Origin of the sequence: Bacillus sp. FJAT-27445, assembly GCF_001510665.1 — a bacterium.
Lineage (GTDB): Bacteria > Bacillota > Bacilli > Bacillales > Cytobacillaceae > Bacillus_D.
The window spans coordinates 397,693-413,470 of record NZ_LMTI01000004.1 but is presented as its reverse complement, the minus strand read 5'-3'; the positions used below and the strand labels follow the sequence as shown (position 1 = coordinate 413,470).

15 protein-coding genes are annotated in these 15,778 nt (G+C 42.6%); 1 reads left to right on the top strand and 14 read right to left on the bottom strand.

All coding sequences use genetic code 11. The annotated features are described in order from the left end of the window. Positions 1–60 precede the first annotated feature (60 nt). The 9 genes from AR337_RS13745 to AR337_RS13710 form a co-directional block, all read right to left on the bottom strand. A complete protein-coding gene (locus AR337_RS13745) occupies positions 61–705 on the bottom strand; it encodes a GNAT family N-acetyltransferase (RefSeq protein WP_156424403.1) in 645 nt (214 codons plus the stop codon). Between the two features lie 211 nt (positions 706–916). After that, positions 917–2,167 (bottom strand): ATP-binding protein, encoded by a 1,251-nt coding sequence (locus AR337_RS13740; protein ID WP_059172583.1) that lies wholly within the window; start codon positions 2,165–2,167, stop codon positions 917–919. A 220-nt stretch (positions 2,168–2,387) separates the two neighbouring features. Further along, on the bottom strand, positions 2,388–2,543 hold the full coding sequence (locus AR337_RS22770; protein ID WP_082686980.1) for a DUF1540 domain-containing protein: 156 nt from the start codon (positions 2,541–2,543) through the stop codon (positions 2,388–2,390). Between the two features lie 77 nt (positions 2,544–2,620). Next, positions 2,621–3,586, bottom strand: coding sequence for an alpha-amylase family glycosyl hydrolase (locus AR337_RS13735; protein ID WP_367576260.1), 966 nt, complete (start codon positions 3,584–3,586; stop codon positions 2,621–2,623). A gap of 66 nt (positions 3,587–3,652) precedes the next feature. Next, the gene (locus AR337_RS13730; protein WP_059172581.1) at positions 3,653–4,480 is read right to left on the bottom strand and encodes a carbohydrate ABC transporter permease; all 828 of its coding nucleotides are present in this window, start codon (positions 4,478–4,480) and stop codon (positions 3,653–3,655) included. 15 nt (positions 4,481–4,495) lie between these two features. Beyond that, on the bottom strand, positions 4,496–5,395 hold the full coding sequence (locus AR337_RS13725; RefSeq protein WP_059172580.1) for a carbohydrate ABC transporter permease: 900 nt from the start codon (positions 5,393–5,395) through the stop codon (positions 4,496–4,498). A gap of 222 nt (positions 5,396–5,617) precedes the next feature. Then, positions 5,618–6,889, bottom strand: a complete 1,272-nt coding sequence (locus AR337_RS13720) for an ABC transporter substrate-binding protein (protein WP_059172579.1) — start codon at positions 6,887–6,889, stop codon at positions 5,618–5,620. 72 nt (positions 6,890–6,961) lie between these two features. Further along, complete coding sequence (locus AR337_RS13715) at positions 6,962–9,058, bottom strand: amylo-alpha-1,6-glucosidase (protein WP_059172578.1); 2,097 nt, start codon at positions 9,056–9,058, stop codon at positions 6,962–6,964. Between the two features lie 127 nt (positions 9,059–9,185). Beyond that, on the bottom strand, positions 9,186–10,208 hold the full coding sequence (locus tag AR337_RS13710; protein ID WP_059172577.1) for a LacI family DNA-binding transcriptional regulator: 1,023 nt from the start codon (positions 10,206–10,208) through the stop codon (positions 9,186–9,188). A gap of 160 nt (positions 10,209–10,368) precedes the next feature. Here AR337_RS13710 and AR337_RS13705 point away from each other — a divergent pair, with 160 nt between their 5' ends. After that, positions 10,369–10,857, top strand: coding sequence for an STAS domain-containing protein (locus AR337_RS13705; protein WP_059172576.1), 489 nt, complete (start codon positions 10,369–10,371; stop codon positions 10,855–10,857). Between the two features lie 153 nt (positions 10,858–11,010). Here AR337_RS13705 and AR337_RS13700 read toward each other — a convergent pair whose 3' ends face one another. The 5 genes from AR337_RS13700 to AR337_RS13680 all read right to left on the bottom strand — a co-directional run bounded on the left by AR337_RS13700 (position 11,011) and on the right by AR337_RS13680 (position 15,757). After that, positions 11,011–11,739: a response regulator transcription factor gene (locus AR337_RS13700; RefSeq protein WP_059172575.1), complete on the bottom strand. Its 729-nt coding sequence runs from the start codon at positions 11,737–11,739 to the stop codon at positions 11,011–11,013. Positions 11,740–11,820: 81 nt separating this feature from the next. Next, the gene (locus tag AR337_RS13695; protein ID WP_156424411.1) at positions 11,821–12,828 is read right to left on the bottom strand and encodes an ABC transporter ATP-binding protein; all 1,008 of its coding nucleotides are present in this window, start codon (positions 12,826–12,828) and stop codon (positions 11,821–11,823) included. Positions 12,829–12,845: 17 nt separating this feature from the next. Next, complete coding sequence (locus AR337_RS13690) at positions 12,846–13,847, bottom strand: ABC transporter ATP-binding protein (RefSeq protein WP_059172574.1); 1,002 nt, start codon at positions 13,845–13,847, stop codon at positions 12,846–12,848. Positions 13,848–13,861: 14 nt separating this feature from the next. Continuing rightward, positions 13,862–14,779, bottom strand: coding sequence for an oligopeptide ABC transporter permease (gene opp4C, locus AR337_RS13685; RefSeq protein ID WP_059172573.1), 918 nt, complete (start codon positions 14,777–14,779; stop codon positions 13,862–13,864). A 15-nt stretch (positions 14,780–14,794) separates the two neighbouring features. Then, positions 14,795–15,757 carry an ABC transporter permease gene (locus tag AR337_RS13680; protein WP_059172572.1) on the bottom strand — a complete coding sequence of 321 codons (963 nt, stop codon included), beginning with the start codon at positions 15,755–15,757 and terminating at the stop codon, positions 14,795–14,797. Positions 15,758–15,778 lie beyond the last annotated feature (21 nt).

Sequence of the window (15,778 nt, the reverse complement as noted above, 5' to 3'; positions counted from 1 at the left end):
TGCATTGAAACGGATGTTATTTATCTCACCTATTTCCAGGCACTTTTTTACTTGCACGTTTTATTCCCCTTTACACTGTATGGCCCTCGTTATTTTGCTAATTATTCCGTTGGTATGGGGAATGTCTGTGTGGATGTAGGCCAGTGCGGAGGTGATGGCTTGTTTTAGTTTGATTCCAGTTAATGTGTTGTTAGACTTTTCCGCTTGCTTGAAATAGAGATGCATAGGCATGAAGCCTTCCTTTGTTGGAAGCCTATAGCCGACCGCGAGCCTCTTTGCGCCGTTTCTTTCATAAAATCGTATTCTCCGTTTTTGAATCTCCTGTTCCGGCCCGTCCTGTTCTCCTGGAATTTCAACCTCAAGAAAGACACCAAGGAAACCTTCCTCCTTCTTGTAACCCGCAATTACATTGAAAAGGGCCGACCCATAGCCTGAATTGCGGAATGGCAAATCCACCGCAATATAGTCAAGCCAAAGTCCATTTATTTCATGGATTTCATATATGCACGCATATCCGACGAGAGCATCCAAACCTTTATGTTTGGCAAGAAGTATCTTATATTTCCCCTTTGCGATTAGGCGTTCCATCTGGGAATACTCCTTTAATTCTTCAGGGGGAAAATCACGTTGAAGCTGCCTGTATACCCGGCTAAGATCAGATAGGTTCCCCTCTTCTATCTCAATTTCATTTAAATTTATTTCCATTTTCGGCTTCCTTTTTATCCAAGTTGTATATAAAAATAATAACACTTCCTTAAATGTCCCACAAAAAAAGGCTGCCGCCGAATCACGGGCAGCTGCCTTTTTCAAATTAATTGATCATTTTTAAAAAAACAACCGTTTCATACGGCCTTAGCACAATCCTTGATTGTTCCAACTGGACCTCTTTGCAGCCTTCCCAATTTCATGGCAAGTGTTAATCTGTACTATATGCAGGCATTTGAATGACAAACTTGGTTCCTTTTCCCCGGTGACTCTCCACCTGAATACTTCCTTTAATGGAGTGAATGATTTTATAGGAGACCGACAACCCTACTCCAGTCCCTTTATCCTTAGTTGAATAAAACGGTGTTCCCAGGTATTTTAACTGTTCTTCTGACATGCCGTTGCCGGTATCTTCTATTTCAACAACGATTGATTCCCCGTTTTTGAAGGCTCTAACTACAATTTCACCCTTTGCCCCAATTGCTTCAATGCTGTTTTTCATAATATTCACAAATACTTGCTTTATTTCGGAACTGTCCGCTTTTATATAAAGGCCATCTGCTATTGAAGAAGTGATTGTAACAGTTTGAAGGTTGGTATACGATTTCATCAGCTCGATGATTTTTTCCAGTTCGTTTTTCAAATTAATCAGCTTTAAATCTGTTATGGCCGGCTTTGCAAGGGAGAGGTATTCCGATAGGATTGCCTGGGAATGGTTTAATTCCTCTATTGAAATATCAATATACCTTCTTTGTGAATCCGTTAGATTGCCATCTTTTCTCATTAGCTGCAGGAATCCACGTACGGCGGTCATTGGGTTACGAACCTCATGGGCGACGGAAGCAGCCAGTTGGCCGATGACATTATATCGTTCCGCCCGCTGGACTTTTTCCTCCAGCTCTACTTGTTCCCTCAAATTCTCAAAGATAAATACGACTGACAATAAAGTAAGCCAGGCGATAAATGAAAAGATGAAAACAATCCCGATATCTTCAGAGTGCTTAATGTGAATAAGATATATTCCTCTAGAAACGGTAATAATCCAATGCAGCGCGCTTATCATGACAATCTTAAAGTGTAGTGAATAATCCTTGAACTTTTTCGCTAAAAAAACTAAGATTACGCCCATTATGATAAAATTGAGCGCTGTAACAACAGGGGTTCCGTCCTGGAAGAGGATTTTATAGAACATGGCAATTAAAAGAAGAACCAGTCCCGTAAGACTGTTTCCATACAAAAAGGCAACGATGATGGGAATCAATTTTAAATCGTATATTAATTTATTTGAATAATTAACAGAAAACATGAGCGTAAGAAGAAGAGAGAGGGAGAGGACCATTAAAAGCCATGGTTTAAACCCCTTTTCCTGATTGCCTTTTTTATGGAGAAACAAATGGTAAAACCAGATTGGAAACAAGAGTACAAGAACCTGATTTAAAACATAATGTATATTTTGCAGCATGGGACAGTCTCCTTATTTAATAAGTGGCACTACCGCACGATATTACATATTGTTCTAAATTCTATAAAAATCTTCCAATTCCTGTTTTTTTAATCGTAAATAAATTATCGCTTTAGCTATTTTTGTAGAAAATGTGAATATTTAGCAATGAGACAGATGGAGACTGCTAAAAGTAAAAGTAACGTATAAACCCGGACGGCATTCCGTCCGGGTTTACACGTTACTCTCGTTTTTCAAAGGTTTTGCAGGCTGTTTCCTCTACACTGTCCGCCACTCTGCCATTTTGGCCGATGACAAAGATTGAATCGGCAACACACTCATCGCCTTCAGCCCAGTACTTACAATTTTCTACATTGCATTTCACTTCTATTTTCAAAGGGAATACCTCCTAAAAATAAGGTTACAGGGACATTACCCTTTTTCTAGGAGGGATAACCTCATGGATTCCCCCGCTTACTTTTCCGCAAAAAAGTAAATCCTCGCCTCATAAGCTTTCATCTGTAATGTATTTTCTTTTTCATTGCCGACGTGTTTATAATTCCCAATCAACAAGCTTCCCTCCGAAATGCTGAAGCCTTCCGGAAGCATGGCTAAATATTCGCTTTCCTGGAAGTTTGCAATGAACAGTAATGTTTCACTTCCATACGTCCTTGTAAAAGCGTACAATTGCTCTTCGTTTTCAAGAATTGGCTGATAATCACCATATACAAACACTTTATAAGTCTTTCTTAACTCTATTAACTTTTTATAAAAATAAAAAATGGAATCGGGATCCTTCAGAGCGTTTTCCACATTTATTTCCTTACAATTCGGGTTGACCCTTATCCACGGTTCACCCGCGGTGAAACCCGCACTTCCGTTGCTGTCCCATTGGATTGGCGTCCGGCTGTTATCCCTGCTCAAAGCCTGCAAAACGGAAAGCGCCTGTTCCGGGCTCATCCCGGCATCCACCAATTCCCGGAATTTATTCTTCATTGCGATATCATTGTAGTCATCAATCGTGTCAAAACGTGCCCCGGTCATGCCGATTTCCTCACCCTGATAAATATAGGGCATACCCGGCAAAGAATGCAGCATCGCGGCAAATAGCTTCGCCGATTCAATCCTGTATTCCGCATCATTCCCGTATCTTGTGACAAGCCTTGTATGGTCATGGTTATTCAGGAACTGGGAATTCCACATTTTCCCCCACAATCCCTCGTACCAGCGTTTTTGGAATTCCTTAAATTTCTTTAAGTCCCATGTTGGCATTTCATCGCCTACATCGAAGTGGAACAAGGTATTCAATTCTTTTCTTTGCTCATCGACATACAGCAACCCCTCTTCCGGGGAAACAAAGGCAACCTCGCCAACCGTCAGGATATCATAGTGGCTGAATACCTCCCTGTTCATTTCCTGCAGATAGTCATGCACTCCCAGGTTATTTGTAAGATAGCTAATGTCTTCTAATCCCTGCTTTTGACAACGATTAGGGCCACTATTTTCTTACTTTCCTCCGGTAAAGGAGACGCCCTTAATAAAATAGCGGTTAAAAAATGCATAGATTAACAGTACCGGCAAAGTAAATACCATTGAAGCAGCCATAATATAATTCCAATAGCTTATGAATTGACCTTTAAAAGTGTTCAGTCCTAAAGGGAGAGTGAACATTTCGATATCTGTCATGATTATCAACGGCCTCATGAAGTCGTTCCAAAAACCCATGAAGATAAAAATTGCCTGCGCGGCAAGTGCTGGTTTTGCCAAAGGAAGAACTATTCTGAAGAACGTGCCAAAGCGGCTAAGCCCATCCATTTCAGCTGCCTCTTCCAGTTCCTTTGGAAAATTAACGAAGAACTGACGCATCATAAAAATGTAAGTCGCATTGATCATGCTGGGGACAATCATGCCCTGGTAGGAGTTCAGCCAGCCTAATTCCTTCAATATCAAATAGTTTGGAATCATTGTCACCTGCGCAGGAATCATAAGTACCCCAAGTACGATAATGAAAATCGGCTTCCTGCCGGGGAATTTCAGTCTCGCTAAAGCATAGCCAGCCATCGAATTGAATGTAAGGTTTAATACTGTACCTACACTTGCAATAAATAGGCTATTAAACATCCATCGCGGGAAGTGCTCCTGTTCTATGAAGATCTGCTTATAATTATCGAGGGTGAAATTTTTTGGAATAAAGCTCATTGTTCCACTTACTATTTCCTGGAGTGTCTTAAATGATGAAGACAATGCCCATAAAAACGGCACAATTGTAGTAACGGCGTAGCCACATAGAATAAGATAAAGCAAAAGTTTTCCAATGCTTAATTTCCTCTTCATTTTTTCCTCCCCCTTTTAATACAAAGACTCTTCTTTTGAAAATTTTCGCTGCAGCAATGTCGCAATAAGAATGACTATTGCCAATAAGAAGGCAAGCGCAGAGGCATATCCCATCGTCCCCATTGCTTTAAATGCATATTGATAAACTAGTAAAACAATCGTCAAGGTAGAGTTATCCGGTCCGCCTGACCCAGCGGAAAAGATATACGATTGGTCGAACAATTGGAAGGTGCCAATCAGCCCCATAATGACAACAAATGATGTTACGGGCCTCAAATGCGGTACTGTTATGTTAAAAAACTTTTGGAGAAAGTTTGCACCATCAAGCTCAGCCGCTTCATAAAGAGAATCAGGTATGTCCTGGAGAGCTGCCAAATAAATTACCATGAAGAAAGGCGCGGTAGACCAGATATTCATGAACATAATCGCATTTAACGCAATGGCTGGATCACCAAGGAAGTTATATGTAGGCAGTCCCACAAATTCCAATATGTTATTGATTAAGCCTTCCTTGTTATACATCCACATAAAGATGAGTGTTAAAACCGCAGAAGATGTTAAGGTTGGCAAAAAGTAGACGATCCGAAAGAAGTTCTGGCCTTTAATCCCCGCATTGAGGGTCGAGGCCAGTATCATTGCCAGGATTGTTTGGCATGGAACGACAATGATTACGTACTTAAACGTATTCCATAACGCAATCTTTGCCCGAGTATCATCCAATATCCTCGTAAAATTGTCCATTCCGACAAAATCAAAGCTAGCTGTTCCAAGCAGCTGAACTTTATGGAAAGCCAGGAAAAGAGTATAAAAGATGGGGCCAATAATAAATACAAGCAGCACTAGCATGGCAGGTGAAATAAAGGCATACCCCGTTCCAGTTTCACGGAGATTTCTTCTGGAAAATGCAGATTTCATTATTGCACCACTCCCTTTTCAAAATTGAGTAAAAGCCCATTTTCTGTCAGAACTTTTTCTGTAGAAGTCCACTCCAGACTTCAACACAAAAATATCTACAGAAAAGAATAGCGGAAGCGCTTTGTTCAGTCCCTATATAGGAGGATTTGGTTTTTCTTCACCAAAACCTCTATTAAAAGGAGGAAAGGGAAACAACCTCATTTCCCTTCCCTGCCATCATTACTATTTTGAACTGATTTCTGAATTTGCCTGTTTTTCTGCATCCTTAAGTGCTTCACCAAGAGGACGTTTACCAAGAAACGCACTCGTAAACTGATTGTTGAAGTTGTTCATGATAATCGGAAGATTTGTTCCTTTTGACCATACTGTCGCGTACGAAGCCCCGGCGACGAGTGCAGAACGCAACTCATCCTTGTCATAGCCTAGCTTTTCGGCAACCGATTTACGGGTTGGAAGGGCATAACCTAAACTTGTCCACGTTTCCATGCCTTCCTTGCCTGTCAGATAAGAAATTAATTTCCATGAAGCCTCTTTCTTTTCTGACGCAGCATTCATAACATAAGCAACAGAATAGGCCATAGTTGAATGATTACCATCAACCGACGGCAGCTCTGCAGTTCCATAGTCAATATCCGGGAATGTATCAGCAAGGTATGGAATAGCCCAGTTTCCTTCAATCACCATTGCCGCTTTACCTTGTCCGAAAATTTCCCCACCCCAGCCGACCCCAACTTCTTTCGGTTCAACTGCTGTTTTGTCTACATTGTGCATATCAATAATTGGCTGGAGGGCGCTAACAACTTCTTGGGAAGCGAAGTTTGCTTTATCGTCCTTCACGATTTCGCCACCAGTCGACTCACCAAGCCAGTACATGCGCGCAAGCTCAGGCGCGACCCCAAATCCATAAACTCCATCCTTGGTCAGTTTCTTTGACGCCTCGCGGAATTCTTCAAATGTTTTCGGAACCTCAACACCGGCATCGCTCAGCATTTTCTTGTTGTAAAATAGTGCAAGTGTGGAGTAATCCTTAGGGAAACCATAAGTCTTTCCACCTTGGATAAATGCTTCAGCCAATGGCTTTTCAAAATCCTCAACATCGAAATCGCCCGTTACGTACTCATCAAGCGGCTCAAGGACACCAGTTTCGATCAAAGCTGGCGCTTCGAATGCATCAAGATAGAAAACATCCGGGGCTTCACCGCCAATCAGCCTTGTTTTCATGACATCCATGTATTGTTCGGAAATGACCTCATATTTTACCTTTACATCTTTATGCTTCGATTCAAAGTCCGCAATTACCTGCTTCAATAGTTTTTCTTCAGTAGGGTTGCCCCCCCAGCCTGCCAGCGTAACCTGGACTGGTTTTCCGCTTTCTTTCGACCCCTCATTATCTTTGTTTCCAGATGATTCTTTGCTGCCGCTGCAGCCGGCAAGAATTCCTGCCATCAGTACGGATGCTACCCCCACTGTCGAAAGCCACTTTCTCAATTTCATTTTCAGAGCCCCTTTCAATATTTTATTTTTTATATCTTAAGAGAGTTCATCTCTAGAGACTATTTTTACTTACTAGCGCGGGGCAAGCCTATAACCGGTTGTGTTTTCAATGATGTTTACTTTAGTGCCCTCATTTGAACGGTTTAATTTGATGGAAAGCAGGCCTTCACCTATCCTTATGTTATAAGCAGCTAGCTCATTCATCTCTGGAAGCAATTGCGGCGACAGGGAGATTTCCTTTTTAACGCTGTCTGGGAACAGACCAAGAATGGTCTGGACAAAAACCAGTGGTGTACCTGCTGCCCACGCCTGCGGAGAGCATGCAACGGGGTATTTTACAGCCTTGCCTAGCGAAGAGTCATACCCGCAAAACAGTTCAGGCAAGCGGTTATATTCAAAATATTCCGAGGCCTTAATTAGCCCACCAATAACTGTATTTGCCTTATCCTGATGCCCTGTTTTGCTTAATCCTAAAAGAATTAGGCTATTGTCATGAGGCCAGACACTGCCGTCATGATAGCTCATCGGATTATAGCCTGCTTCCCCTTCCCCCATGGTCCGGATGCCATATCCGGAAAACATTTTTGGAGATAAAAGCATATTGCTTACCGCTTCGGACTGCTCCTGATTTAAAATTCCTGAGTACAAAAGGTGCCCTGGATTCGATGTGATTGTTCCGACCTGCTTCTTTTCTGCATCGAGAGCGATTGCGTAAAACTCCTGATCATCCATCCAAAAAGCTTCATGGAATTTATTCATTAGCTTTTGAGCGTCCAGCCTGAGCTTTTCTGCCTGTTCGTTTTTCCCTATATGTTCATATAAGTCAGCGATACCTGTTTTCGCCTGGTATACATAGCCTTGCACTTCTGATAATGCAATTGGTGATTTTGCATAGTCCCCATTTCGGTGGACGATTGAATCCCCTGAATCCTTCCAGCCCTGGTTGGCAATGCCCTTGCTTGCTTCCTGATGATATTCAATGAACTGGTCCCCATCACGGTCCCCAAAAGCATCAATCCAATTTAAAGCGCTTTCAATATGGGTTTCAATATCCGCCAGAATTTCATAATCCCCTGTCCAGTTCACATATTCCTTCACCAGGATTAGAAAAAGCGGGGTAGCGTCAATGGTACCGTAATACGGAGTAAATGGAATTTGTCCAGTGCTCGCCAATTCACCATAACGGATTTCATGCATAATCTTTCCTGGCTGTTCATCACGCCAGGGATCAAGCTTCGTCCCCTGGTAGTTTGCCATTGTCAAAATGGTGCCTTTCGCTATTTGAGGGTTAAAGGCTAGCATTTGCAAAGCTGCTATGATGCTGTCCCTGCCAAACGGAACTCCAAACCATGGAAGCCCTGCGACCAGGAACGGGCCAAACCCGACGTCAGTAAGTAGAATCCTTAAATCGTCGATTCCCCTGTCTACAAGAGTTTGTAACGGAGCGAAATCCGTTTTGACCTTAGTGGTTTCCTGTGCCCACATTTTATACGACTTGTTCAATTGGGCCAGGGCCTTTGCCGAGGGGAGAGGATTTACGGGATTGGAATCTCCAATCTCCGGCTGGATGAAAATAGTCACCGTATCTTCCTCACAATGCCCTAGCGTAAATTCGAATGTTACCCGGCCTTCTTCTTCTACTGATTTGGCCTCTCTATCCCAGCCCACAACTGTTTTGCGGGTTAATTGATCAGAGCCTTCATAGCCAAAAACAAGCGAGTTCCCACTAAACTTCTGGCCGGTCCTGCTTCCGACCTTTCCGTTCTGGAAGCCCCTGATTATGAACATATCTTTGAAATCAACATCCATTTCAAGGGTGATATCAAATGAAACTGGTTTTGGGAAGTAGTTTTTTACCTTGATAGTTTCGTAGAGAACATTGTTCGAAATGAATCGGGTCCTTTCAATTTCGACGGACTCCCTCCATAAGATCAATCTCTTGTTATTTTCCATATGGGGATTTGTAAGAAGGATTTTTGCCATATAATTTTCAGCTGCATCAGAAGACAACAGGATTGGTTCTTCCCCGTTAATATAAAGGTTCAACATGCTAAGAAAACGGGTATCCTTTGTATAGAGCCCCAATCCATATGGATGGTCGACCGGGATGTCCCCTTTGCTATCGGTCAATAAAAACAAATCATTTTCTTTAATTACACGGTAGTCCATATGCGCCCCCAATAAACCATTATTTCCGAAACGTTTCGGATTTTATAAATAATATTCCTTTCTCCTTTAATAAGTGTTAAAGTAATTTCCATTTTACTTAAACGTTTCGGATAAAGTCAGCAAAAAACTACTTCCTGCTGTTTTTTGCTGCCGACCCTCTGGTTACAAGCTTCGTTGGCATCATTACAATTTGCGGCTCCGACCTTCCCTCTAGCATATTAACCAAAAGGTGGGCTGCCTGGTACCCCAATTGGAAAAAGTTCTGGGATACGGTTGTCAGCGAAGGATCTGAGTAAGAAGCAAGAATGATATCATCGTATCCTACCACCGACAAATCCTCTGGAACCCTCAATCCCAAGCCCTTTGCAGCCTTCAGCACGCCAAGAGCCATGAGGTCGCTGGCGCAAAAAATGGCCGTGATATCTTTTTGATTGAGCAGGAGCTTTTTGGCTTCTTCAAAAGCTTTCTCCTCCTCAAATCGGCCATTACAAATCCAGTCCTGATTAGCGGGCAATCCATGATTTTTTAGTGCCTCCATATATCCTTCAAGCCTTTTTTGGCTGACAAAAGCTTTCCCATGGCCATTTAACATCGCAATATTTTTGTGGCCAAGACTAATCAAATGCTCTACGGCCTTCCGTGCACCGGTGACGTTATCTGCCGTTACATAGCCGACGTTTTCAGAATGGACCGGTATATCGATTAGTACACAGGGAATGTCACTTTCTACTACTTCCTTTAAATACGGGTCATCCGTTTTTATTCCCTGGATGATAACCCCGTCCACCCGTCTTTCCCTGCATAGCTGGGAGTAGGTTTTTTCGCGCTGTTTGGATGTATCTGTATTAAATAAAATTAGGTCATAGTTCTTTTCTGATACCGAATCATTGACTCCGGAAAGGATTGAAAAGATGATTTGATCCTTTGCACTTTCCCGGTTCAAACCTGAAACGAGAAGCCCGATTGTCCTTGAAACATTCATTACGAGCCCTCTCGCAAGTGTATTCGGACTGTAATTCAGTTCCTTGGCGATGTCCATGATTCTTTTCCTTGTCTTTTCACTTACATCGGAATAACCGTTTAGCGCCCTTGAAACCGTTGTAACCGAAACCCCAGCAGTTTTTGCAATATCCTTGATTGTCGTAGCCATCTAATCCTCCGAAACGTTTTGGTACTATTATAATTCAAGAATAACGCAATTTGAAAGCGGTCGCAATTGTTTTTTTTGATCTCTGTGTTTCGTTTTCTAAATTTTCAAAAAGAGTATATACTTAATGCATTGAACAAAGTACATTTAACGCGAGGTTTCTATGGTTGAAAATAAAAATGAAATCGACTTATTGCGGGAAGAAAATAAAGTGTTGGCCGAGAGAGTGATTGAGTTAAAAAAACTGATTCGGTCTGTTTCCATCCCGATTATTCCTTCTGTCATTCCTGGGGTGGTTTTAATTCCAATCTCTGGTGAGGTATCAGCAACCAGGTTCGATCTTATCATTCCCGAGTTGTTGGAACATGCCGGCAAGGAAGAAATCGATACGGTTATTCTGGACTTTACAGCGATTAACTTAAACGGGTTGGATGATTTAAATATACTGGGGCATTACCTGATTACCATTTCATCTTCACTCCGCCTCGTCGGTTCGCAGGTAATCGTTGTCGGCATCAATCCCCAGTTCGCTCAGGAACTTGCCAAGTCACAATTCCAGTTTATAAAAGAATTAAATACTTTCTCCACCTTCAAATCTGCACTTCAATTCTTAATGAAGGAAAAAGGCTTGTCACTTACTAAAAAAGTTTAATAATGTTACCTATATATGTTTACAAATGTTCCATCAAGGGTAATTAGTCTTTCGGGGCATTAAACTGAGAGAAAAGATAAGAAATAAAAAGACTGTAGGAAAACCCGATTTTATCGAGGTTTCCTACAGTCTGAAACCCCTTTTTCAGGGGTTTCACTTTTGTGATTCAGCTGGTATTGCAATGGAATCTACTACATCCACTTCCTCGTTTTGCAGTTTATATCCTATTCCCCAAACCGTTTTGATGGTAAGGTTCACTTCATTCTGCTTGAGTTTTTTCCGGATCCTATTGAGGTGGGTGTCGATCATCCGGTCATCCTCCAAATGCTCATAGCTCCAGACGACCTTAAGGAGTTCTTCCCTGGTCACGACAACATCCTGTTTTTTGGCAAGGATCCATAGGATGGCGAATTCCTTTTTCGTGAAATTCAATTCCTTTTTCCCATGGTACACCTTGTAGTTGTTTCGATTCATCTTAAGCTTGCCGAATTGGATAACCTCTTCCTCACTGCTCCTTTTCAAAGAAACATGATCAAGCAAAACTTTTATTTTACATAAAAGGATAGGATAGCTGATCGGGTTGAGTACAACGTCATCCGCGCCTGCTTCAAAATACTTGATAATTTGTTCTTCGGGCAATGGCTTTCCTACGATGACAATTATCGTTTGAAACTTTTGGCGGATTTGGCGGCAAAGTTCAATACTATTCACATCTATTAAAGAATGATTGATAATGACGACGTTTGGCCGCCATTCAATCGCACTGATTAACCCCTGCAACCCATTGTTATAGGAGGTGACCGAGAAGTAAGATCCGAAAAATTGCAAAAGCTTTGCGCATCTTTGACTATCTTCTTCTATTATTAAAATTTTCTTTTCCATTTAGTACGCCCCCAAACAGCACTAAAGGCAGCGATGCCTCCTTATTATTATAGCAGTTGCTTTGATGGCGGTAAATATTACCTATGATAATGGATAATGGCAAGCAACAAAATGGTTGTTTTCTTTTTTCTCAAACACTGGTGCTTCCTCTCGGCACTTGGCTTGGGCAAATGGGCATCTAGTATGGAAATAGCAGCCAGAAGGAGGGTTGATTGGGCTTGGAACATCCCCTTCAAGTACAATTCTATTCTTTTGGTCTCTTAATCTTGGATTTGTGATCGGGTTGGCAGAAATCAATGCCAATGTATAGGGATGCTTTGGATTTTCAAAAAGTTCATCGACTTCCGCCAATTCCACAAGCTTACCTAAGTACATTACCCCAACACGGTTGCTTATATGCCTTACAACGTTCAACCCATGTGAAACGAATAAGTATGTAAGGTTCATTTCTCTCTGAAGCTCTTCCAATAAGTTAATGATTTGCGCTTGAATTGAAACGTCCAGTGCCGAAACCGCTTCATCGAGGACTAGGAATTTAGGATTCAATGCCAAGGCCCTTGCAATACCGATCCTTTGCCTTTGGCCACCGCTGAATTCATGCGGATACCTTCTAATATGGTAAGGGCTCAAGCCGACCGTTTCCAGCAACTCCTGGACCCGTTTTTCCCTTGCGACCGGATCCTTCATTCCGTGAATTTTTAGTACCCGGCCGATTGTATCACCTACACTGAGGCGCGGATTTAGTGATGAATAGGGATCCTGGAAAATGAGCTGTAGATCTTTACGGGTGTGGCGCATTTTATCATTCGATAAATCGAAAATATTTTGGCCTTCAAATTCCACGCTGCCTGCAGTAGGCTCAAGCAAATTGAGCAGAACCCTGCCAATTGTCGACTTACCGCAGCCACTTTCTCCAACCAGCCCCAAAGTCTCTCCGCGATGAATATCCAGGCTGACACCTTCTACAGCCTTTACATACCCCTGTACCCTGCCAAGCAGGCCGCCTTTAATCGGAAAATGTTTCGTAACGCCACGGGCGCTTAGAATGACTGAAGACTCTTTTTTTGTGTCTTTTTCCTGCTCTAACATAGTATTCAGCATACTCCTTATGCCTCCCAGCGATTAGTATATTTCCAGCAGCGTACATGTTCTTCTTCTGAAATGACAACCGTTTCAGGCATTTCCCCACGGCACAAGTCCCTTGCATACTCGCAGCGAGGCGCAAAGCGGCAGCCTGGCGGGAGATTCAATGGATTTGGAACGATGCCATCGATAGCATACAGTTTCCCCTGTTTTTTCTCCGGGGTTGGCATTGACTTTAACAGGCCTTCTGTATATGGATGCTTTGGATTTTCGAAAATTGTATAAACATCGCCCTGCTCGACTATTTGTCCCGCATACATAACAACCACGCGGTCAGCCATTTCCGCTACTACCCCAAGGTCATGGGTAATGAGCATAATCGACGTATCCAGCTTAGCTTTAAGGTCTTTCATCAGCTCCAAAATCTGGTTTTGAATTGTAACGTCCAAAGCAGTTGTCGGCTCATCCGCAATTAGCAGTTCAGGGTTGCAGGCAAGTGCAATCGCAATCATGACACGCTGCCTCATCCCGCCGCTCAATTCATGCGGGAATGCTTGTACACGGCGTTCAGCCTCAGGAATACCAACAAGTTTCAATAGTTTAATAGACTGCTCCATCGCCTCTTTTGGAGTCATTCCCTGGTGCAAAATAAGTGATTCCGATATCTGGTCGCCTACACGGAACACCGGATTAAGTGATGTCATCGGTTCTTGGAAAATCATCGAGATTTTATTTCCCCTGATTTGGCGCATCTCGTTATCGCTTTTTTCGAGCAGATTTTCTCCATCATAGTTGATTTCTCCTGCTACTATCTTTCCCGGAGGAGAAGGAATCAAGCGGATAATGGATAACGATGTCTGGCTCTTTCCGGAACCAGACTCTCCTACAATCGCCAGCGTTTCACCTTTTTTAATCTTAAAATCAACTCCATCGACTGCCGGCACTACACCATCTTCAGTGAAATAATGCGTTTTTAAGTTTTTAATTTCCAATAGTGTTTTTTTGGCTGTAACTGTTGTGCTCATGCTTGTCCTCCCTCCTAGTTCTTGTTACGCGGATCCAATGCGTCGCGCAAGCCATCTCCGATAAAGTTAACAGACATTACTGCTATTAAGATGAATAGTCCAGGGAAAATCGCTACCCATGTATAAGTCATTAATGTTGAAAGATCCTGTGCCTGGGTAAGCATATTTCCCCAGCTTGGCGTGGGTGCCTGTATTCCGAGTCCAAGGAAACTAAGGCCGGCTTCAGCCAGGATATTTCCTGCTATGTCCAATGTAGCAATTACAGTAATCGGGGCAATTGCGTTCGGAAGAATATGATAAAAAATAATACTTGGCTTTAGTTCACCCGTTGCTCGGGCCGCTTCAACAAAATCCCGTTGCTTCAGTGTCAGGATTTCGCCGCGGACGATACGTGACATACCTGTCCAGCCAACGATACTCAATACGAATACGGTTGTCCAAATTGACGGAACAACTATTGAAGCGATGATAAGCAGCAAAAATAGCGACGGAATGGACTGGATGGCATCGACAACCCTCATCATGACGTTATCAACAGCCCCGCCAAAATATCCGGCAACCGCTCCATACGTAATCCCAATGAGCAATGTGAACACCATAGCTGCCAAGGCAACGGTCAGCGAAACCCTTGTCCCATAAACCACCCGGCTGAATACATCCCCGCCAAGGCTATCGGTTCCAAAAAGATGTTTCAGGCTTGGCGCTAAATTTGCTTCCTCATAAACATTGACATACGGATCATGCGGTGCAACCAATGGAGCGAAGATCGCCATTAGGATTAAAGTGCTGAAGACTATAAGGCCTGTAACAGCCAATTTATTTTTCTTGAATCTTTTCCAAACAACGGCAGAACGGCTTTCCAATTTTCCTTGCTCCTGCCACTCTGTTAAAACAACTGGTTCCTGGTTATCCGCCAATTTTGGGACACTCATCTTAGGCTACCTCCTCTAGTTCTTTCCATACTGGATGCGCGGGTCTACGATTGCATAAAGGATGTCGGCAAGCAAGTTCCCGAGTACAACCATTATCCCTGCAAACATTGTTGTCCCCATAATTATTTGATAATCCCGAAGAAAAATCGCATTTACAGCCAAGCGACCCATTCCCGGCCATGCAAAAATCTGCTCGACAAACAATGCGCCCCCAAATAGAGCAGGCAGCTGAAGCCCTAATATTGTAATTAGTGGAAGAAGGGCATTTCTAAGTGCGTGTTTATAAATAACTTTATTTTCCGATACTCCTTTTGCTCTCGCTGTTCTTACATAATCCTGCTTGACGACTTCAAGCATGCTGGAGCGCATATAACGCGACTTGCTTGCAATCAAGCCAAAGCACAAAACAGAAGCCGGCAACATCAGATGTTTTAGGCGGTCTAAGAAATCGAAGCGATCATAGACTGACATCATGTCACTGGGAGGGAATAAATCTAGCTTCAGTGAAAAAATTAAAATGGCCATTAAAGACAAGTAAAACGAAGGTACCGCAATCCCTACATAAGTGAATGAAGTGAAAAAGTTGTCAAACAAAGAATATTTTTTAACTGCGGAATAAACCCCGATTGGAACAGCAAGAAGGACTGAAAATACAATCGCTACTCCCATCAGGAGCATGGTAGCCGGAATACGTTCAATGATTTTCTCCGTAACGGGACGGCCATCTTCAAAGGAGTAACCCAAATCCCCCTCTAACACAAGGAGCTTTAACCATTTGAGATACTGTATGTAAATTGGTTGGTCCAAGCCCAGTCTTTCTTCAATTGCTGTAGTATCAACTGCATCCGCGCCTTCACTGCTTCGGTACATATCGAGAGGGCTCCCGGGAGCCAATGTCATTAACATGAATGAGATTATAGAGATGATGATTAATAGAGGAATAGCTTGGAGACTACGCCGTATGATATATTTCCACATTTAAACTTCCCCCACTTTCCA